General features: G+C 56.9%; 21 protein-coding genes and 5 tRNA genes. 19 read left to right on the forward strand and 7 right to left on the reverse strand.

Translation table 11 applies throughout. The features are described from left to right. The first annotated feature begins 120 nt into the window (after nucleotides 1-120). From pncC to recX, 3 genes are all read left to right on the forward strand, one after another. Entirely contained in the window at nucleotides 121-609 is a 489-nt protein-coding gene (gene pncC, locus IMX17_RS16725; protein WP_046898165.1) for a nicotinamide-nucleotide amidase, read from the forward strand. 111 nt (nucleotides 610-720) lie between these two features. Beyond that, nucleotides 721-1785, forward strand: a complete 1065-nt coding sequence (recA, locus tag IMX17_RS16730) for a recombinase RecA (RefSeq protein ID WP_004932541.1) — start codon at nucleotides 721-723, stop codon at nucleotides 1783-1785. Nucleotides 1786-1845: 60 nt separating this feature from the next. Beyond that, on the forward strand, nucleotides 1846-2361 hold the full coding sequence (gene recX, locus IMX17_RS16735) for a recombination regulator RecX (RefSeq protein ID WP_033651636.1): 516 nt from the start codon (nucleotides 1846-1848) through the stop codon (nucleotides 2359-2361). 40 nt (nucleotides 2362-2401) lie between these two features. Here recX and IMX17_RS16740 read toward each other — a convergent pair whose 3' ends face one another. Then, nucleotides 2402-2545 carry a hypothetical protein gene (locus IMX17_RS16740; RefSeq protein ID WP_162180460.1) on the reverse strand — a complete coding sequence of 48 codons (144 nt, stop codon included), beginning with the start codon at nucleotides 2543-2545 and terminating at the stop codon, nucleotides 2402-2404. Between IMX17_RS16740 and alaS the strand changes: the two genes are divergently transcribed. The 11 genes from alaS (at nucleotide 2495) to luxS (ending at nucleotide 10235) form a co-directional block, all read left to right on the forward strand. Continuing rightward, nucleotides 2495-5122: an alanine--tRNA ligase gene (gene alaS / locus IMX17_RS16745; protein WP_193550005.1), complete on the forward strand. Its 2628-nt coding sequence runs from the start codon at nucleotides 2495-2497 to the stop codon at nucleotides 5120-5122. The genes IMX17_RS16740 and alaS overlap by 51 nt on opposite strands. Nucleotides 5123-5374: 252 nt before the next feature. After that, nucleotides 5375-5560, forward strand: a complete 186-nt coding sequence (csrA, locus tag IMX17_RS16750; RefSeq protein ID WP_004091602.1) for a carbon storage regulator CsrA — start codon at nucleotides 5375-5377, stop codon at nucleotides 5558-5560. A 310-nt stretch (nucleotides 5561-5870) separates the two neighbouring features. Next, nucleotides 5871-5963, forward strand: a tRNA-Ser gene (locus IMX17_RS16755). 3 nt (nucleotides 5964-5966) lie between these two features. Then, nucleotides 5967-6043: transfer RNA gene (locus tag IMX17_RS16760), tRNA-Arg, on the forward strand. Between the two features lie 61 nt (nucleotides 6044-6104). Continuing rightward, a tRNA-Arg gene (locus IMX17_RS16765) sits at nucleotides 6105-6181 on the forward strand. Nucleotides 6182-6371: 190 nt separating this feature from the next. Next, a tRNA-Arg gene (locus tag IMX17_RS16770) sits at nucleotides 6372-6448 on the forward strand. A 75-nt stretch (nucleotides 6449-6523) separates the two neighbouring features. Continuing rightward, nucleotides 6524-6600 (forward strand) — tRNA-Arg (locus IMX17_RS16775). 316 nt (nucleotides 6601-6916) lie between these two features. Continuing rightward, a complete protein-coding gene (gene yqaB / locus IMX17_RS16780; protein ID WP_033641908.1) occupies nucleotides 6917-7483 on the forward strand; it encodes a fructose-1-phosphate/6-phosphogluconate phosphatase in 567 nt (188 codons plus the stop codon). Further along, on the forward strand, nucleotides 7480-7908 hold the full coding sequence (locus IMX17_RS16785) for a YqaA family protein (RefSeq protein WP_046898167.1): 429 nt from the start codon (nucleotides 7480-7482) through the stop codon (nucleotides 7906-7908). The genes yqaB and IMX17_RS16785 overlap by 4 nt, the downstream gene beginning before the upstream one ends. Before the next feature lie 82 nt (nucleotides 7909-7990). After that, nucleotides 7991-9553 carry a glutamate--cysteine ligase gene (gshA, locus tag IMX17_RS16790; RefSeq protein WP_046898168.1) on the forward strand — a complete coding sequence of 521 codons (1563 nt, stop codon included), beginning with the start codon at nucleotides 7991-7993 and terminating at the stop codon, nucleotides 9551-9553. A gap of 166 nt (nucleotides 9554-9719) precedes the next feature. Next, nucleotides 9720-10235: an S-ribosylhomocysteine lyase gene (luxS, locus tag IMX17_RS16795; protein ID WP_004932513.1), complete on the forward strand. Its 516-nt coding sequence runs from the start codon at nucleotides 9720-9722 to the stop codon at nucleotides 10233-10235. Nucleotides 10236-10301: 66 nt separating this feature from the next. On the opposite strand, the gene IMX17_RS16800 is transcribed toward luxS, so the two are convergent. Continuing rightward, nucleotides 10302-11591, reverse strand: a complete 1290-nt coding sequence (locus IMX17_RS16800; protein ID WP_046898169.1) for an HlyC/CorC family transporter — start codon at nucleotides 11589-11591, stop codon at nucleotides 10302-10304. A gap of 42 nt (nucleotides 11592-11633) precedes the next feature. Next, nucleotides 11634-12425, reverse strand: a complete 792-nt coding sequence (locus IMX17_RS16805) for an inner membrane protein YpjD (protein ID WP_004932506.1) — start codon at nucleotides 12423-12425, stop codon at nucleotides 11634-11636. 169 nt (nucleotides 12426-12594) lie between these two features. Between IMX17_RS16805 and ffh the strand changes: the two genes are divergently transcribed. From ffh to rplS, 5 genes are all read left to right on the forward strand, one after another. Continuing rightward, entirely contained in the window at nucleotides 12595-13956 is a 1362-nt protein-coding gene (gene ffh, locus IMX17_RS16810) for a signal recognition particle protein (RefSeq protein WP_004932504.1), read from the forward strand. A 214-nt stretch (nucleotides 13957-14170) separates the two neighbouring features. Further along, nucleotides 14171-14419, forward strand: coding sequence for a 30S ribosomal protein S16 (gene rpsP, locus IMX17_RS16815; protein WP_004932501.1), 249 nt, complete (start codon nucleotides 14171-14173; stop codon nucleotides 14417-14419). Between the two features lie 18 nt (nucleotides 14420-14437). Beyond that, entirely contained in the window at nucleotides 14438-14986 is a 549-nt protein-coding gene (rimM, locus tag IMX17_RS16820; RefSeq protein WP_004932489.1) for a ribosome maturation factor RimM, read from the forward strand. Nucleotides 14987-15038: 52 nt separating this feature from the next. Next, nucleotides 15039-15806 carry a tRNA (guanosine(37)-N1)-methyltransferase TrmD gene (trmD, locus tag IMX17_RS16825; protein ID WP_033641911.1) on the forward strand — a complete coding sequence of 256 codons (768 nt, stop codon included), beginning with the start codon at nucleotides 15039-15041 and terminating at the stop codon, nucleotides 15804-15806. A 48-nt stretch (nucleotides 15807-15854) separates the two neighbouring features. Further along, nucleotides 15855-16211, forward strand: coding sequence for a 50S ribosomal protein L19 (rplS, locus tag IMX17_RS16830; RefSeq protein WP_015376707.1), 357 nt, complete (start codon nucleotides 15855-15857; stop codon nucleotides 16209-16211). Between the two features lie 142 nt (nucleotides 16212-16353). Here the strand turns inward: rplS and IMX17_RS16835 are convergent, their stop codons facing one another. The 4 genes from IMX17_RS16835 to IMX17_RS16850 form a co-directional block, all read right to left on the reverse strand. Further along, nucleotides 16354-16581, reverse strand: coding sequence for an ogr/Delta-like zinc finger family protein (locus IMX17_RS16835; RefSeq protein ID WP_182265305.1), 228 nt, complete (start codon nucleotides 16579-16581; stop codon nucleotides 16354-16356). Between the two features lie 64 nt (nucleotides 16582-16645). Next, complete coding sequence (locus tag IMX17_RS16840) at nucleotides 16646-17161, reverse strand: lysozyme (RefSeq protein WP_193550006.1); 516 nt, start codon at nucleotides 17159-17161, stop codon at nucleotides 16646-16648. Next, nucleotides 17145-17366: a holin gene (locus IMX17_RS16845; RefSeq protein ID WP_033652732.1), complete on the reverse strand. Its 222-nt coding sequence runs from the start codon at nucleotides 17364-17366 to the stop codon at nucleotides 17145-17147. Before IMX17_RS16845 ends, IMX17_RS16840 begins: the two co-directional genes overlap by 17 nt. Before the next feature lie 243 nt (nucleotides 17367-17609). Next, entirely contained in the window at nucleotides 17610-18374 is a 765-nt protein-coding gene (locus IMX17_RS16850; RefSeq protein WP_033641933.1) for a YdiY family protein, read from the reverse strand. Nucleotides 18375-18473: the final 99 nt, after the last annotated feature.

Consider the following 18473-nt stretch of genomic DNA (forward strand, 5'->3'; position numbering starts at 1 on the left):
GCCGGGCGCTTAAAACCGCACCTCCTGCGAGGCGCTGCGCATTTCTGCGCACCAGCCGCCGCGCCGCCTTGATAAATGCTACTATCGGGCGCATATACCTGAATTCGCGAGGGAGGGGTTATGAGTCAAAACCAACTGCGCCGGCTCAGCGTGCTGGCAGGGGAAAAACTGAAGGCGCAGGGCCGCTGGATCACCTGCGCGGAATCCTGCACCGGCGGCGGCATCGCCAAGGCCATTACCGATGTTGCGGGGAGCTCCGCCTATTTCGATCGCGGATTCGTGACCTACAGCAATGCGGCGAAGCATGATCTGCTGGGGGTGAGCGAAGCGACGTTGGCGGCGCACGGCGCGGTCAGCGAAGAGGTGGTGCGCGAGATGGCCATAGGGGCGCTGCGTGCGGCGAAGGCCGATCTGGCGCTGTCGGTGAGCGGCATCGCCGGCCCGGACGGCGGCAGCGCGGAAAAGCCGGTCGGCACCGTGTGGTTCGGCTTCGCCGGCAGCGATGGCCGGGGGCTGTCGCGCAAGATGCAATTCGAGGGCGACCGCGACGCGGTGCGGCTGCAGGCGACGATTTTCGCGCTGCAAACCGCCATCGACGAATTTTTGTAAATTAGGCTTGATACTGTATGACCATACAGTATAATTAGTGACATTTCCTGCACAACATACATTCAGTGGCAGTGTGGGGTAACACCGGCATTGCGAAACGAAGGAGCAAAAATGGCTATTGATGAGAACAAGCAAAAGGCGTTAGCTGCGGCACTGGGCCAGATTGAGAAACAGTTCGGCAAAGGCTCCATCATGCGCCTGGGTGAAGACCGCTCCATGGACGTGGAAACCATCTCCACCGGCTCACTGTCACTCGATATCGCTCTGGGCGCCGGCGGCCTGCCGATGGGCCGCATCGTCGAAATCTACGGCCCGGAATCGTCCGGTAAAACCACCCTGACGCTGCAGGTGATCGCCGCCGCGCAGCGCGAAGGCAAAACCTGTGCGTTCATCGATGCCGAGCACGCGCTGGATCCTATCTATGCGAAGAAGCTGGGCGTCGATATCGACAACCTGCTGTGCTCCCAGCCGGACACCGGCGAGCAGGCGCTGGAAATCTGTGATGCACTGACCCGCTCCGGCGCGGTTGACGTCATCATCGTCGATTCCGTGGCGGCGTTGACGCCGAAGGCGGAAATCGAAGGTGAAATCGGCGATTCGCACATGGGGTTGGCGGCGCGCATGATGAGCCAGGCGATGCGTAAGCTGGCCGGCAACCTGAAAAACGCCAATACCCTGCTGATCTTCATCAACCAGATCCGTATGAAAATCGGCGTGATGTTCGGCAACCCGGAAACCACTACCGGTGGTAACGCCCTGAAGTTCTATGCTTCGGTGCGTCTGGATATCCGTCGTATCGGCGCTATCAAAGAGGGCGACGAAGTGGTGGGCAGCGAAACCCGCGTGAAAGTAGTGAAGAACAAAATCGCTGCGCCGTTCAAACAGGCTGAGTTCCAAATCATGTACGGCGAAGGCATCAACAGCCGTGGCGAGCTGGTCGATCTGGGCGTGAAGCACAAGATGATCGAAAAAGCCGGCGCCTGGTACAGCTATAACGGCGAGAAGATCGGTCAGGGCAAGGCGAATGCCTGTAACTTCCTGAAAGAAAACCCGGCTATCGCCGCCGAGCTGGATAAGAAACTGCGCGACCTGCTGCTGCACAGCGGCGGTGAGCTGGTGGCTGCCTCCGGTGACGACTTCGAAGATGACGAAGCGGAAACCAGCGAGCAGTTTTAATCGCTGAAGATGTGCGCCGCCGTTTATGTGGCGCACATTCCCTGAATTCAGGCTTGAATGATGAATGACTTGCTAAGCCGCGCCATGCGCCTGCTGTCGCAACGCGATCATAGTGAAGCTGAACTGCGCCGCAAACTTGCGGCGCAGCCGTTTGTGGCGAAAGCCCGGTTTGGCGGCAAGGGGCCGCATGCGCCGACATCGCCGCCGCCGGTAGCCGAAGAGCCGGTGGATCCCGCGCTGATCGATCAGGTTATCGTCTACTGTTACCAGCACAACTGGCTGGACGATAAGCGTTTCGCCCACAGCTACATCGGCAGCCGCAGCCGCAAAGGTTATGGCGCGCAGCGCATCCGCAGCGAACTGATGCAAAAGGGCGTGGATAAAGCGCTGGTGCAGGACGCGTTGGCGGAATGCGATATCGACTGGTGCGAACAGGCGAAACAGGTGGCGCAGCGAAAATTTGGCGATGCGTTGCCAACCGACTGGAAAGAGAAAGCCAAAGTGCAGCGTTATCTGCTCTATCGCGGCTTCTTCCAAGAAGAAATTCAGTCAATTTACCGTGATTTTGCGCAATGAGCGCACACGGGGTTTTACTTCCCTCTGAAGAAAATTTATCTTATCCCCACTTTTTGTTCGTGAGCTGGTTGTCATCGTCGGGATGACGCGCCACCGGCTCACGTGTCGTTATTCTAGCCTTTCCAGGAAAATTATGAGCAAGAGCACCGCTGAGATCCGTCAAGCGTTTCTCGATTTCTTTCATAGTAAGGGTCATCAGGTTGTAGCAAGCAGCTCCCTGGTGCCTAACAATGATCCGACATTGCTGTTTACCAATGCCGGCATGAACCAATTTAAGGATGTTTTCCTGGGGCTCGACAAACGCGCCTATTCCCGCGCCACCACCTCGCAGCGCTGCGTGCGCGCAGGCGGCAAGCATAACGACCTGGAAAACGTCGGTTATACCGCTCGTCACCACACCTTCTTTGAAATGCTGGGCAACTTCAGCTTCGGCGATTACTTCAAGCACGACGCTATCAGCTACGCGTGGGAACTGCTGACCGGTGAAAACTGGTTCAACCTGCCGAAAGAGAGACTGTGGGTCACCGTGTATGAAACCGATGACGAAGCCTTCGACATCTGGCAGAAGCAAATCGGCGTACCGGCCGAGCGCATTATCCGCATCGGCGATAACAAGGGCGCGCCTTTCGCTTCAGATAACTTCTGGCAGATGGGTGATACCGGCCCATGCGGCCCGTGCACCGAGATTTTCTACGATCACGGCGATCACATCTGGGGCGGCCCTCCGGGCAGCCCGGAAGAAGACGGCGACCGCTACATCGAGATCTGGAACATCGTTTTCATGCAGTTCAACCGTCAGTCCGACGGCACCATGCTGCCGCTGCCGAAACCTTCGGTGGATACCGGTATGGGTCTGGAGCGTATCGCGGCGGTGTTGCAGCATGTGAACTCCAACTATGAGATCGACCTGTTCCGCACCCTGATCGCCGCCGTGGCGAAAGTGACCGGCGCGACCGATCTGGACAACAAATCCCTGCGCGTTATCGCCGACCACATTCGTTCCTGCGCCTTCCTGGTGTCGGACGGCGTGATCCCGTCTAACGAAAACCGCGGCTACGTGCTGCGCCGTATCATTCGTCGCGCGATCCGCCATGGCAACATGCTGGGTGCGAAAGACACCTTCTTCTACAAGCTGGTGGCGCCGCTGATCGAAGTGATGGGCCCGGCGGCCGACGAGCTGAAACGCCAGCAATCGCTGGTGGAGCAAGTGCTGAAAACCGAAGAAGAGCAGTTTGCTCGCACGCTGGAGCGTGGGCTGGCGCTGTTGGACGAAGAGCTGGCCAAGCTGCAGGGCGATACCCTGGACGGCGAGACCGCTTTCCGTCTGTACGACACCTACGGCTTCCCGGTGGATCTGACCGCAGACGTCTGCCGCGAGCGCGGTCTGAAAGTCGACGAAGTGGGCTTTGAAGAAGCGATGGAAGCGCAGCGCCGCCGCGCGCGCGAATCCAGCGGTTTCGGCGCCGACTACAACAGCCTGATCCGCGTGGACGGCAGCAGCCAGTTCAGCGGCTATGATCATGACGAGCAGCAGGCGACGGTGATCGCGCTGTTCCGTGATGGCCAGCCGGTCGAGCAGATCAACGCCGGCGAAGAGGCGGTGGTGGTGCTGGACGAGACGCCGTTCTACGGTGAATCCGGCGGCCAGGTCGGCGATAAAGGCGTGCTGAAAGCCGCCGGCGCAGAATTTGTGGTCAACGACACCCAGAAATACGGCCAGGCTATCGGCCATCAAGGCAAGCTGGCGCAGGGTTCGCTGAAGCTGAACGATCGCGTTGACGCGCAGATCGATACCGAGCGTCGCAACAGCATCCGTCTGAACCACTCCGCAACCCACCTGTTGCACGCCGCGTTGCGCCAAACGTTGGGTGAGCACGTTGCGCAGAAAGGCTCGCTGGTTAACGACAAATACCTGCGCTTCGACTTCTCGCATTTCGAAGCGATGAAGCCGGAACAAATCCGCGCGGTGGAAGATCTGGTTAACCAGCAGGTGCGTCGTAACCTGCCGGTGCAGACCGAGCTGATGGCGTTGGAAGACGCCAAAGAGAAGGGCGCAATGGCGCTGTTCGGTGAGAAGTACGACGACAACGTGCGCGTGCTGACCATGGGCGACTTCTCCACCGAGCTGTGCGGCGGCACCCACGCCAGCCGCACCGGCGATATCGGTCTGTTCCGCATTCTGAGCGAGTCGGGCACCGCGGCGGGCATCCGCCGTATTGAAGCGGTGACCGGCGCTGGCGCTATCGCTACGCTGCATCAGCAAAGCGATTTGTTGCAAGACGTTGCTCAGTTGGTGAAGGGCGACAGCAACAACCTGACCGATAAAGTGCGCTCGGTGCTCGATCGCACGCGCGTGCTGGAAAAAGAACTGCAGCAACTGAAGGATCAGCAGGCGGCGCAGGAAAGCGCGTCGCTGTCCAGCCAGGCGAAAGTGGTTAACGGCGTGAAGCTGTTGGTCAGCCAGTTGGACAATGTCGAAGCCAAAATGCTGCGCACCATGGTGGATGACCTGAAAAATCAATTGGGTTCGGCCATTATCGTGTTGGCGACGACGGCTGATGACAAAGTCAGCCTGGTCGCGGGCGTGACCAAGGATCTGACTGACCGCGTGAAAGCCGGCGAGTTGATCGGCAACGTGGCGCAGCAGGTCGGCGGCAAGGGCGGTGGTCGCCCTGATATGGCGATGGCGGGGGGGACGGATATCAACGCCCTGCCAGCGGCGTTAAACAGCGTAGAAGCCTGGGTGGCCTCAAAGCTGTGAACATAAATAAATAGCACGGACAAACGCCATAATACTTTGTTGATTATGGCGTTTTCATACTGTGCTAACACAATTTAGTTACAATTGCGGGAACAAAGTTTTTCTGGTCGGCTAAACTTACCATTATCTGAGGTGGGACCAAGTCTGCTTACACTTATTGTGGATTGCGCGGCTTACGTTTTCACCACATATGATGGATAATGACGGGGAAACTGAGAGACCCGACTCTTTTAATCTTTCAAGGAGCAAAGAATGTTAATTCTGACTCGTCGAGTTGGTGAAACCCTCATGATTGGCGATGAGGTTACGGTCACTGTGCTAGGGGTAAAAGGCAACCAGGTGCGTATTGGTGTGAACGCCCCCAAAGAGGTTTCAGTTCACCGTGAAGAAATCTATCAGCGCATTCAGGCAGAGAAGTCTCAGCAGACGACTTACTGATTCCGAAGCAGCGTCTCGTTGCCAGACGAGACGCTACTGCATCGTTTTACCCACTTCTTTCGTTCTCCCCTCTATTTTTCGTGATTATTTTCCCGGTTAGTTTCCTGCTTTATTGCTGCAGACGTTGCGGTTGCCTGTTGATAAAACGCCCTTTTTGCCGTGAAATCGCCCATGTTGGGTGTGAATTGTGCAAACGCACATGAGTTGGGAAAAATTGTTTGACTTAAAAGTCGGAGAAAGTAATATGTGCGCCACGCAGTGCCGATGAGCTTCTCCAAAGCAAGTTAGGCACAATTCGAAAGAAGCGTATGGTGAGGTGGCCGAGAGGCTGAAGGCGCTCCCCTGCTAAGGGAGTATGCGGTCAAAAGCTGCATCCGGGGTTCGAATCCCCGCCTCACCGCCATTTGCATCCGTAGCTCAGCTGGATAGAGTACTCGGCTACGAACCGAGCGGTCGGAGGTTCGAATCCTCCCGGATGCACCATATTTTGCAGTATGGTGGGGTAGTAACAACGTACCATACGGTATCAAAAAAGAATTCCTGTGCATCCGTAGCTCAGCTGGATAGAGTACTCGGCTACGAACCGAGCGGTCGGAGGTTCGAATCCTCCCGGATGCACCATTCTTAATCTCACTCGTCGCGAAGAGAAATCTTCAAGCGGGTGGAAGAAAAGAAAGTGTTCCCAGGGAGGATAACGTTGCTTAAGCAACGGCCCGCAGGGTAAGGCGCTAGCGCCGAATCATCCTCCCGGATGCACCATTCTTCAAGTCTGGCTTTATTAGCAAAGCCGGCACGCGGTAAAAATAGTAATGCATCCGTAGCTCAGCTGGATAGAGTACTCGGCTACGAACCGAGCGGTCGGAGGTTCGAATCCTCCCGGATGCACCATCTAAGAGAAGCCCGCCTTAGCGGGTTTTTGCTTTTCTGTTATTCGTGAAACAGGCAAGCGGCAAAAGCAGTCATGCATCCGTAGCTCAGCTGGATAGAGTACTCGGCTACGAACCGAGCGGTCGGAGGTTCGAATCCTCCCGGATGCACCATGTTTAACTCCCCGTATCGCGAAGAGAAATCTTCAAGTGGGTGGGAGAAAAGAAAGTGTCCTTGGGGAGGATAACGTTGCTTTAGCAACGGCCCGCAGGGTGAGGCGTTGGCGCCGAATCATCCTCCCGGATGCACCATCTAAGAGAAACCCGCCCTGGCGGGTTTTTCGCTTTTCAGCATTTCGCTATTCTCTCTTCACCCCTTTCTTTCTTTGCACCCGATCGATCACAGCACATTCCGCTATGACGCAGTCAGCGACAACCCAACGGCTTTACGCTAAAGTAGTTTTCTTTCCTCAACGATCATGGAGTAACGATGTACGACCGCTATCAGGGTCTTATTTTCGACATGGACGGCACGATTCTGGACACTGAGCCAACGCACCGTAAAGCGTGGCGCGAAGTGCTGTCCCGTTATGGCATGACGTTTGATGAAGCGGCAATGGTGGCGCTGAGCGGTTCACCGACCTGGCGCATCGCTCAGGCGATTATCGCCAGCCATCAGGCCGATCTCGATCCCCATCACTTGGCGGCGGAGAAAACGCGCGCGGTGGAAGCGATGCTGCTGGATAGCGTGCGTCCATTGCCATTGATCGAGGTGGTGAAATCCTATCATGGCCGCCGTCCGATGGCGGTCGGCACCGGCAGCGAGCACCGCATGGCGGAAATGCTGCTGCGTCATCTCGGCCTGTTCAACTGCTTCGACGCGATCGTCGGTGCGGACGACGTGCAGCGCCATAAACCGGAGCCGGATACCTTCCTGCGCTGTGCCGAACTGATCGGCGTGCCGCCGGAAAAATGCGTGGTGTTTGAAGACGCCGAGTTTGGCATTCAGGCGGCGAAAAATGCCGGCATGGCTGTGGTAGACGTTCGTACGCTGTGAGTAGTACGCTAGCCATAATATCGTTATTTGGCAGCAGCTTCCTCAGTGCGACGCTGCTGCCGGGAAATTCAGAAATCGTTCTGGTCGCCTTGCTGACCCAGAGTCGCGTCTCGCCGGAGTTGCTGGTGCTGGCCGCGACCCTGGGCAACACTCTTGGCGGGTTGACCAATGTCATTATCGGGCGCCTGTTACCGGCGTTGAAACCACAGCGGGGGCTGGCAACGGCGCTCGGGTGGCTGCAACGCTTTGGCCCGGCTGCGCTGTTGCTCAGCTGGGTGCCGGTGGTGGGCGATTTGTTGTGCGTGTTGGCAGGTTGGCTGCGCATGCCCTGGGGCTCTGTCGCGCTGTTTCTGTGTATCGGAAAGGCGCTGCGTTACATCGTTTTGGCTATGATAACGGTACAGGGCATCGCCTGGTGGCAGTAACCAAGTGAATATAACTCAATATTCTCTCGGATGCGGATTCAGTATGCTTACGAGTTATTGTTTTTAGAAGCGGGAGGTCAATTTGATCCCGGACGTATCACAGGCGCTTTCTTGGTTGGAAGCCCATCCCCAGGCATTAAAAGGCATTCGTCGCGGCATCGAGCGTGAAACGCTGCGAGTCACGCCGAACGGCACCTTGGCGACCACCGGGCATCCGGAAAAGCTGGGGGCGGCATTGACGCACCATTGGATCACCACGGATTTCGCCGAGGCGCTGTTAGAGTTCATTACGCCGGTTGATGACAATATCGATCACCTGCTGACGTTCCTGCGCGATATTCATCGCTACGTGGCGCGCAACATTGGCGATGAGCGCATGTGGCCGCTCAGCATGCCGTGCTTTATCGAAGCCGAGCAGGACATCGAGCTGGCGCAGTTCGGTTCGTCGAACATCGGCCGCATGAAGACGCTGTACCGTGAAGGGCTGAAGAATCGCTATGGCGCGCTGATGCAGACCATTTCCGGCGTGCACTACAACTTCTCGTTGCCGCTGGAGTTTTGGCAGGCCTGGGCCGGCGTGCAGGACGCAGAAAGCGGTAAAGAGCAGATCTCGGCCGGTTATTTCCGCCTGATCCGCAACTATTACCGTTTCGGCTGGGTGATCCCGTATCTGTTCGGCGCATCGCCGGCCATTTGTTCTTCGTTCCTCAAAGGGCGCGAGACCACTCTGCCGTTCGAGCGCACCGAGCAGGGGATGTGCTACCTGCCGTACGCCACTTCGCTGCGCTTGAGCGACTTGGGTTATACCAATAAATCGCAGAGTAATCTGGGCATCACCTTCAACGATCTGCACAGCTATGTGGCCGGTTTGAAGCGGGCGATCGCCACGCCTTCCGAAGAGTTCGCCAAGCTGGGCGTGAAAGAGGGCGATCGCTACCTGCAACTGAACAGCAACGTTCTGCAAATCGAGAACGAGCTGTATGCGCCGATCCGGCCAAAGCGCGTGACCCAAAGCGGCGAGACGCCGTCGGACGCGCTGCTGCGCGGCGGTATCGAATACATTGAAGTGCGTTCGCTGGACATCAACCCATTCTCGCCGATCGGCGTGGATGCGGTGCAGGCGCGTTTCCTGGATCTGTTCCTGGTGTGGTGCGCGCTGGCGGATGCACCGGAGATGAGCAGCGATGAGCTGCTGTGCACGCGCAAGAACTGGAACCGGGTGATCCTCGAAGGGCGTAAGCCGGGCCAGACCATCGGCATCGGCTGTGGCGCCAGCCATGAGCCGCTGGATAAAGTCGGCAAGGCGCTGTTCACCGATCTGCGTCGGGTGGCGGAAGTGCTGGACGGCGAAGCCGGCGATCGTCAATACCAGCAGGTGTGCGATGAACTGGTCGCCGCGTTCGACGACCCTGAATTGACCTTCTCCGCGCGCATTCTCAAGGCGATGAAGGCGGAAGGCACCGGGCGCGTCGGTTTGCAGTTGGCGGAGCAGTATCGCCAGACATTGCTGGAAGAACCGTTGGAAATCCTGAACGAAGCCGAGCTGGATAAAGAGCGGGAAGCCTCGTGGCAGCGTCAACGCGACATAGAAGCCAATGATACGCTAAGCTTTGAAGCGTTCCTGAAGCAAAACGGCGGAAGCTGAAAAAGAAAAAGGCCACATCAATGTGGCCAAATATGCATCTCTGATGACAGGGATGATGATAACAAATGCGCGTCTTTCACATACTCAGACTCGCAGGGTTGGAAAAGGTTTCCCGGTTAGGAAAAAAAGTTTCGAAATAAATGCTCTTTTACGAGGAGGTAGCGAAATGCCATTGCTGGATAGCTTTACCGTCGATCATACCCGTATGGCAGCTCCGGCTGTCCGCGTTGCAAAAACCATGAAAACGCCTCATGGCGATACCATCACGGTGTTTGATCTGCGCTTTTGCCGCCCGAACCTGGAAGTGATGCCCGAGCGCGGCATTCACACGCTGGAGCACCTGTTCGCCGGCTTTATGCGTGACCACCTGAACGGCCAGGGCGTGGAAATTATCGACATCTCCCCGATGGGCTGTCGCACCGGTTTCTACATGAGCCTGATCGGCGTACCGGAAGAGCAGCGCGTTGCCGATGCCTGGAAAGCGGCGATGGCCGACGTGCTGAAAGTGACCGACCAGCGCAAGATCCCTGAGCTTAACGAGTACCAGTGCGGCACCTACCATATGCACTCGCTGGAAGAAGCGCAGGAAATCGCCAAGCACATTCTGGATAACGGCGTGGTGGTGAACCACAACGACGAGCTGGCGCTGCCGAAAGAGAAGCTGCAGGAATTGCATATCTAGTCGTGCGTGGCCCGCAGAGATAAAAAAAGACGCGATTTCGCGTCTTTTTTACGTTCTGGCCGAGGACTAATGATGGCCGACGCTGGACTGCAGCGAGGTGATCGGCGTGACCCGCACCTGTTTAATCATGTTGCCCTGCACGTCGAGGATGTCGATATCGTAATGACCGATGCGCACCCGGGTGCCGATGTCGGGGATCTCTTCCAGCTCTTCCAGCAGCATGCCGTTGACGGTACGAGCCTCGTTGGCCGGCAAGGTCCAGTTGAAGGCCTTGTTCAGCTCGCGCACGTTGGCGGTGCCGTCGATCAAGACCGAACCGTCGCTCTGCGGCGTGACTTCTTCCGCCAGCGTGGGTGACATCGAGGTGGTGAAATCGCCCACGATCTCCTCGAGGATGTCTTCCACCGTGACCAGGCCCTGAATGTCGCCGTACTCGTCGACCACGATGCCGACCTTCTCTTTGTTGCGCTGGAATTTCACCAGCTGCACGTTGAGCGGCGTGCCTTCCGGAACGAAATAGATCTCATCGGCGGCGCGCAGCAGGTTCTCTTTGTTGAACTCTTTTTTCTCGGTCATCAGGCGGTAGGCTTCGCGTACGCGCAGCATGCCGATCGCATCGTCCAGCGAGCTGCGATACAGCACGATGCGGCCGTGCGGCGAGTGGGTCAGCTGGCGCATGATCGACTTCCAGTCGTCGTTGACGTCGATGCCGACGATCTCGGTGCGCGGCACCATGATGTCGTTGACCGTCACCTTTTCCAGATCCAGCACCGAGATCAGCATGTCCTGATTGCGGCGGGAGATCTGCGACTGGGATTCGCGCACGATGGTGCGCAGCTCATCCTTGCTGACGGCGTCGCTGATGCGCACGTTGGTGCGAATGCCGAACAGGCGCAAGGTCAGGCTAGTGATGCCGTTGAGCAGCCAGACCAGCGGGAACATCACCTTTTGCAACGGCGCCAGCAGGACGCTGCTGGGGAAGGCGATGCGTTCCGGATAGAGTGCGGCGAAGGTCTTCGGCAGCACTTCGGCGAACAGCAGCACGGCGAAAGTCAGTATGCCGGTCGCAATCGCCACGCCGAGATCGCCATACAGCCGCATGCCGACGATGGTCGCCAGCGCCGAAGCGAGGATGTTGACCAGGTTGTTGCCGATCAGCACCAGGCCGATCAGCCGATCCGGTTTTTGCAGCAGCTTCTCGACCCGACGCGCCGAGCGGTTGCCCTGTTTGGACAGGTGACGCAGGCGATAACGGTTGAGCGTCATCATGCCGGTTTCGGAGGCGGAGAAGTAAGCGGAGACCACGATCATGATCACCAGGATAATGATGAGGGTCCCCGTCGACACATGCTCCAATGCAGTATTCCTTATAGAGAGGGAGAATTGAGCCAGGCTGGCCTAGCGCACCATCACCTGCTGAATCAGACGGCTGCCGAAGTAGGCGAGCGTCAGCAGGAAGGCGCCGGCGAAGCTGAACCAGACGACGCGGCGGCCGCGCCAGCCCTCATGGTAGTGGCCCCACAACAGCACGATATACACGAACCAGGCCATGATCGACAGCACGGCTTTATGCACGTTCTCTTTGCTGAACAGATTATCCATGTACAGCAGGCCGGTGCACAGGGTGAGCGTCAGCAGCACCACGCCGATCTGGGTGATATGGAACATCTTGCGCTCAATGCTCATCAGCGGCGGCATGTCGGCGCTGAAGGTCAGCTTCTTGTTTTTCAACAGGTAGTCGAGCCAGGCGAGCTGCAAGGCATAGAGCGCAGCGATGATCAGGGTGGCGTAAGAGAACAGCGCCAGGCCGATATGCACCATCAGTTCCGGGCTGGCCTCCAGGTGAGTGATGAACTCGCCGGGCATAAAGCTGGCGAAGGCCAGGTTGATCATCGCGAAGCTGTAGACAATTGGCAGCAGGAACCAGCCGCGATCGCGCGAAGCGACGAAGGTCATCACCGAGCAGATGATCAGGCTGACGATGGAACCAATGTTCAGCAGGCTGAGATTCTGCCCGGCGCTGACGTCAAAGATGCGCTGCTGCAGCGCGATGGCGTGGCAAATCAGCGCGACCACCGCCGAGACGAGGGCAAGCCGACGGTATGCGCTGTTCTTCCGCAACAAACTGGGAATGATCAGTCCAAGGCTGAGCAGGTAGGCCATCAAAGCCACAATGGAGAAAACTGGCATAGCGTTTAATTTTGCTTCGGCGTGGTTAATTGGAGTGTCAGTATAACGTTGCGCGCGTTTCACTCCAACCTATCTCCAACGCTGAGGCAGAGATCCTGCTCGCTTCGTGTTATCATCGGCGCAATTGTGTCGCCGGAGCGGCCTGTCATTACACGTTGAGCATGAGACGATGTTTGAAAATTTAACCGATCGATTGTCGCGCACGTTGCGCAATATCAGCGGCCGCGGGCGGCTGACCGAAGAAAATATCAAGGAAACCCTGCGTGAAGTGCGTATGGCTTTGCTGGAAGCGGACGTTGCGCTGCCGGTGGTGCGCGACTTCATCAACCGCGTAAAAGAGAGCGCGGTTGGCCATGAAGTCAACAAGAGCCTGACGCCGGGGCAGGAGTTCGTCAAGATCGTCAAGGGCGAGCTGATCGCCGCGATGGGCGAAGTCAACACCGAGCTGAACCTAGCGGCACAGCCGCCGGCGGTGGTGCTGATGGCGGGCCTGCAGGGCGCCGGTAAAACCACCAGCGTCGGTAAGCTCGGCAAGTTCCTGAAAGAAAAACAGAAGAAGAAAGTGTTGGTGGTTTCCGCGGACGTTTATCGCCCAGCGGCGATCAAACAGCTGGAAACGCTGGCGGAAGGTGTCGGCATCGATTTCTTCCCGTCCGACGTCAAAGAAAAACCGATCGACATCGTCAACCGCGCGTTGCAGCAGGCCAAGCTGAAGTTCTATGACGTACTGATCGTCGATACCGCCGGCCGTCTGCACGTTGACGAAGCGATGATGGACGAGATCAAACAGGTGCACGCGGCCATCAAGCCGGTGGAAACCCTGTTCGTGGTCGACGCCATGACCGGCCAGGACGCCGCCAATACCGCCAAGGCGTTTAACGAAGCGCTGCCGCTGACCGGCGTGGTGCTGACCAAGGTCGACGGCGATGCGCGCGGCGGTGCCGCGTTGTCCATCCGCCATATCACCGGCAAGCCGATCAAGTTCCTCGGCGTCGGCGAGAAGACCGAAGCGCTGGAGCCGTTTTACCCGGATCGCGTGGCATCGCGCATCCTGGGCATGGGCGACGTGCTGTCGCTGATCGAAGATATCGAAAGCAAGGTCGACCGCGAGCAGGCAGAGAAGCTGGCCAACAAGCTGAAGAAGGGCGACGGTTTCGATCTGACCGACTTCCTGGAGCAGCTCAAGCAGATGCGCAACATGGGCGGCATGGCCAATATGCTGAGCAAGCTGCCGGGCGCCGGCCAACTGCCGGACAACGTCAAGTCGCAGATGGACGACAAAGTGCTGGTGCGCATGGAGGCGATCATCAACTCGATGACGCTGAAAGAGCGTGCCAAACCGGAAATCATCAAGGGCTCGCGCAAGCGCCGCATCGCGATGGGGGCTGGCATGCAGGTGCAGGACGTCAACCGCTTGCTGAAGCAGTTCGACGAAATGCAGCGTATGATGAAGAAGATGAAGAAAGGCGGCATGGCGAAGATGATGCGCGGCATGAAAGGTATGATGCCGCCGGGCTTCCCTGGCCGCTGACGGGCTTCCGCACGCTGAGTGCGGGCGCTTTCAGCATTCGCCGTTCGCGGTGAAAACCGTCCGAAATTTGACAGGCTGCAAAAGTTGTCCCCTGCGATCGACGCTTTAGATTGCTTTTTGCGCCAAAATGAGTAAAATTTTCGGGCTTTTTATATTGCAACCGGGCCCCGTCCCTCAATGGGGCCCGGCTGTTTTATTAACTAAAGAGGATGTTATGGTAACAATTCGTTTGGCACGTGGCGGCGCTAAAAAGCGTCCGTTCTATCAAGTAGTAGTGACCGACAGCCGCAACGCTCGTGATGGTCGTTTCATCGAGCGCGTAGGCTTCTTCAACCCGATCGCTTCCGGTCAGGCTGAAGCACTGCGTCTGGACCTGGACCGCATCGAGCACTGGGTTGGTCTGGGTGCAACCGTTTCTGATCGCGTTCACGCGCTGATCAAAGACGCTAAGAAAGCAGCTTAATCTGTCGCGGTGGTGGCAATGAGCAAGCAACTCAAACCGGTAGCGCCGATCGCGCCGATTGTACTCGGTAAAATGGGGTCCGCTTACGGCATTCGTGGTTGGCTCAGAGTGTTTTCATCCACCGAGAACGCCGAAAGCATTTTTGACTATCAGCCGTGGTTTATCCAGCAGGCGGGTCAGTGGCAGCATATCGAGTTGGAAGACTGGAAGCGCCACAGTCAGGATCTGATCATCAAAGTCAAAGGCATTGACGATCGGGACGCGGCGAATCTGCTGACTAATCGCGAGATTATGGTGGATTCCGATCAACTTCCTCCGTTGGAGGGTGATGATTACTACTGGAAAGACCTGATGGGCTGCCAGGTAGTCACCTCCGCCGGCTACGAGCTGGGTAAAGTCATCGATATGATGGAAACCGGCTCGAACGATGTGATGGTTGTGAAAGCGAACCTGAAAGATGCGTTTGGCATGAAGGAGCGGTTGATTCCGTTTCTTCATGGGCAGGTTATCAAGAAAGTCGATCTCACTGCCCGCGTGATTGAGGCAGATTGGGATCCTGGTTTTTGACCCCCGGATCAAACGGTCGAAGCAAGTGGAATAACGGTAAGGGGATTGGCTTGTGTTCATCGGTATTGTAAGCCTGTTTCCTGAGATGTTCCGCGCTATCACCGATTACGGGGTGACTGGCCGGGCAGTAAAAAATGGCCTGCTGAGCGTGCAGTGTTGGAGTCCTCGCGACTTCACCTACGACCGGCATCGTACCGTGGACGATCGCCCTTACGGCGGCGGCCCGGGAATGCTGATGATGGTGCAACCTTTACGGGAAGCCATTCATGCGGCGAAAGCAGCGGCAGGCGAGGGAGCAAAGGTGATTTATCTGTCACCTCAGGGGCGCAAGCTGGATCAAACCGGCGTGTGCGAACTGGCGGCCAATCAGAAGATGATTCTGGTGTGCGGCCGTTACGAAGGGATAGACGAGCGCGTAATCCAAACCGAAATTGACGAAGAATGGTCAATCGGCGATTACGTTCTCAGCGGCGGGGAACTGCCGGCGATGACCCTGATTGATTCAGTCGCCCGTTTCATACCGGGTGTGCTGGGCCATCAGGCCTCAGCGGAGGAAGACTCCTTCGCCGACGGATTGCTGGACTGCCCGCACTATACCCGCCCCGAGGTGTTGGAAGGAATGGAAGTACCGCCGGTTCTGCTGTCGGGCAACCATGCCGAGATACGTCGCTGGCGCTTAAAGCAGTCGCTGGGCCGAACCTGGCTTAGAAGACCTGAACTTCTAGAAAGCCTAGCTCTGACTGACGAGCAAGCGGTGTTGCTGGCTGAGTTCCAACGGGAACATCAGACCAGGCAACAGGACTATGAAGGAAACGTCTGACATCAGACGGGACCGATATATCAGTTTACCTAGGGTAAGAGACATATTATGAGCAACATTATTAAGCAACTTGAACAAGAGCAGATGAAACAAGACGTACCTGCATTCCGTCCGGGTGATTCCGTGGAAGTGAAGGTATGGGTCGTTGAAGGTAGCAAAAAACGTCTGCAGGCATTCGAGGGCGTGGTTATCGCTATCCGTAACCGCGGTCTGCACTCTGCATTCACTGTTCGTAAGATTTCCAACGGCGAAGGTGTTGAGCGCGTATTCCAGACTCACTCCCCAGTAATCGACAGCATTACTGTTAAACGTCGTGGTGCCGTTCGTAAAGCTAAACTGTACTACCTGCGTGAACGTACTGGTAAGGCTGCTCGTATCAAAGAGCGTCTGAACCGCGTTAACTAACGCTGCATCCAAAAGTTAATAGTTATCAGGGGTTGGCCTATGCCAACCCCTTTTTTTATCTGAAAATCCGGCTGCGTTGCATTTGCGAGATTTGGCCACGTTGTAGCGACATTAAAAAGCCTGCATCAGCAGGCTTTTTGCATTACAGCACTGCGGCGCTGTGTTTCTGCTGACTCTCCGGCGGGTGAGGCTGCGCCGGGATAATGTCATCGCCAGGTTTGACGATCACCCGCGCGACGGACTCGTGCGTGGCGAACGTGCAGCTGCAATTGATGTTGCGGCATTGATGGTAACGCTCTTTGGTCGACTCGCTCAGATAGCGGCTGGAGCGAGTGTGGGCCACGTGACCGCATAATGGACAGTGCATCATAAGAACCCCCTTGAACAAATTAAGTGAAATTGTTGTGGCATCACCACTTAGGCGAGCGAGCCCGTCATGATGAGGCAATACCTTGCAAGCACAGTGCGCGTTCCATGGCGCGTCGCTGTTCCAGCCCCTTGTTTTTCTTTCCATTTACATAAACCCAGCGTGGCAACTGATCGCAGGCCTGCTGCCACTGACCCTGCTGCAGCAGCGCGACCAGCGTGGAATGGCAGGCGGCGCTGATACCCACGTTGAAGGCGAAGGCGATCACCGCATCATAGGTTTCTTGCGAGAGCGTTTGCGGCAGACAGGCGGCCATGCCGCGCTCGGTGCGGCGAACATCGTCTACCAAATCCACAGCGGCTTTCCGTTCATCTATCGCCTTGCCCGGGATGACGCCGGCGGTGTGCCCAATGCCCTGTGTCCATACCCCGGCGTTGCACTGGTAAGGAGACAGTCGGCAACCTTCGAGATCGGCGATCAGCCTGAGGCCGGTTGCTGAGGTTTGCAGCTCGCCGAACGATGGCAACCACACGGCGATGGCTAAAACGGCGGCGACGCTGCAGCGTTTAACGATTGCACTCATCGAAAATTTTCCTCCGTGATGCCGCATTGCGCTCAATAGCCTTCAAGATCTGCAGGCTTTTACGTCGGTAATACCAGTTCACCAGGAAAGTGCCGATGCCTACTGCGGCACCGACTAAAAAGGCAATGTCCTGCGGAGACAGTTTGCCCAGCCAGGCGAGGAACAGCGCCATGGCATAGGTGATGAATGAGGTGATTTTCTCCATAGCTTATGCTCGCTTCGTTTACAGAACCTCGGGATCCGAAGGTATCGATGCGTGGCAGCTCGCTATCGATATCCGTCATGCTCCTGGCCTGTATAATAATTACTGTATATGCATACAGTATTAAGCTATTTGCTAAAGTCGTCAATGGGTGGGGTGAATATTTTTAGCAGATTGTGCAAAAGGTGACTGCAGACATAAAAAAGCCCATCGATGATGGGCTTCGAGAAATAATGGGCGGGCAGGTTACAGGCCGTAGACCAGCGTGACCGAGGTTGTCGTGTCGGTGTTCTTCGGCGCGGAGGCCGGTGGCTTGCTGTTGTAGGTCACGGTGTAAGCTACGCGCAGTGAAAAGCGATCGTTGATCGCTACGTTCAACGCGCTTTCCGAGTTCAGCGTGGTTTCTTCGTTCGCCAGTGCTGAGACGCCCTGAATGAACTTGGTGTTGTCGGTGAGCTGATAGGAATAGTTGGCCGCGCCATAGGCCAGCCCTTTGGTCGAACGGCCGCCGCCATGGTATTCGTCATGGCGCACGCCGGGACCGAATTCCACCCGCAGGTCGCTGAGCGGCCCGTTGAGGATTTGACGGCCATAGCCGCTGGTCAGCGTGGAGCGTGAGTCGTAACCGTTGAAACGGTCGCTCAGCCAGCTGGCCTGGCCGAACAGGTAGTTGCGATCGGTCAGGTTATAGCGCGTACGGCCGCCGGCCTGATACTTTTCGGACGAGCGCACGTTGGAGGAGGTGGTGTTGTTGGCCGCCCCCCACAGGCTGTACGCCGCGTCGGTGTTGAACCAGGTCATGTTGGTATTGGCCAACAGAGTGGAACTCTGCGAGTTGCCGGACTGGGCGTTGTAGCCCGCCTGCACGTTGCCTTCGAACGGTTTCTTGGCGGTGGCCGGATCGTCCATCGCGGTGAAAAGCGTATTGTCGGCAAGGGCTGAAACACTGGTGAAAGTCGTTAAGCAGCAAATATACAGCGGAAAAGCGCGACGAGCGCGGGAAGAGAGCATCTTGGATCCAGTTGTTAAGGGTGATTATTGTTGATGACGGTCACATTATATCGGTTCATTTCGGCGACAAAAATAGCCGCCATTAGCTTAAGTTTTTAA

The sequence above is a fragment of the Serratia sp. X3 genome (assembly GCF_014982455.1).
GTDB lineage: Bacteria > Pseudomonadota > Gammaproteobacteria > Enterobacterales > Enterobacteriaceae > Serratia > Serratia ureilytica.

Excerpts from the sequence above, each read along its gene's own strand:
- IMX17_RS16845 (WP_033652732.1), bottom strand. The coding sequence starts at position 17,366 with ATGGAGAAAATCACCTCATTCATCACCTATGCCATGGCGCTGTTCCTC.
- alaS (WP_193550005.1), top strand. The coding sequence starts at position 2,495 with ATGAGCAAGAGCACCGCTGAGATCCGTCAAGCGTTTCTCGATTTCTTT.
- IMX17_RS16740 (WP_162180460.1), bottom strand. The coding sequence starts at position 2,545 with ATGAAAGAAATCGAGAAACGCTTGACGGATCTCAGCGGTGCTCTTGCT.
- IMX17_RS16835 (WP_182265305.1), bottom strand. The coding sequence starts at position 16,581 with ATGATGCACTGTCCATTATGCGGTCACGTGGCCCACACTCGCTCCAGC.
- IMX17_RS16850 (WP_033641933.1), bottom strand. The coding sequence starts at position 18,374 with ATGCTCTCTTCCCGCGCTCGTCGCGCTTTTCCGCTGTATATTTGCTGC.
- recX (WP_033651636.1), top strand. The coding sequence starts at position 1,846 with ATGAATGACTTGCTAAGCCGCGCCATGCGCCTGCTGTCGCAACGCGAT.
- IMX17_RS16805 (WP_004932506.1), bottom strand. The coding sequence starts at position 12,425 with ATGCCAGTTTTCTCCATTGTGGCTTTGATGGCCTACCTGCTCAGCCTT.
- ffh (WP_004932504.1), top strand. The coding sequence starts at position 12,595 with ATGTTTGAAAATTTAACCGATCGATTGTCGCGCACGTTGCGCAATATC.
- rplS (WP_015376707.1), top strand. The coding sequence starts at position 15,855 with ATGAGCAACATTATTAAGCAACTTGAACAAGAGCAGATGAAACAAGAC.
- IMX17_RS16840 (WP_193550006.1), bottom strand. The coding sequence starts at position 17,161 with ATGAGTGCAATCGTTAAACGCTGCAGCGTCGCCGCCGTTTTAGCCATC.
- luxS (WP_004932513.1), top strand. The coding sequence starts at position 9,720 with ATGCCATTGCTGGATAGCTTTACCGTCGATCATACCCGTATGGCAGCT.
- rpsP (WP_004932501.1), top strand. The coding sequence starts at position 14,171 with ATGGTAACAATTCGTTTGGCACGTGGCGGCGCTAAAAAGCGTCCGTTC.
- csrA (WP_004091602.1), top strand. The coding sequence starts at position 5,375 with ATGTTAATTCTGACTCGTCGAGTTGGTGAAACCCTCATGATTGGCGAT.
- recA (WP_004932541.1), top strand. The coding sequence starts at position 721 with ATGGCTATTGATGAGAACAAGCAAAAGGCGTTAGCTGCGGCACTGGGC.
- pncC (WP_046898165.1), top strand. The coding sequence starts at position 121 with ATGAGTCAAAACCAACTGCGCCGGCTCAGCGTGCTGGCAGGGGAAAAA.
- rimM (WP_004932489.1), top strand. The coding sequence starts at position 14,438 with ATGAGCAAGCAACTCAAACCGGTAGCGCCGATCGCGCCGATTGTACTC.
- yqaB (WP_033641908.1), top strand. The coding sequence starts at position 6,917 with ATGTACGACCGCTATCAGGGTCTTATTTTCGACATGGACGGCACGATT.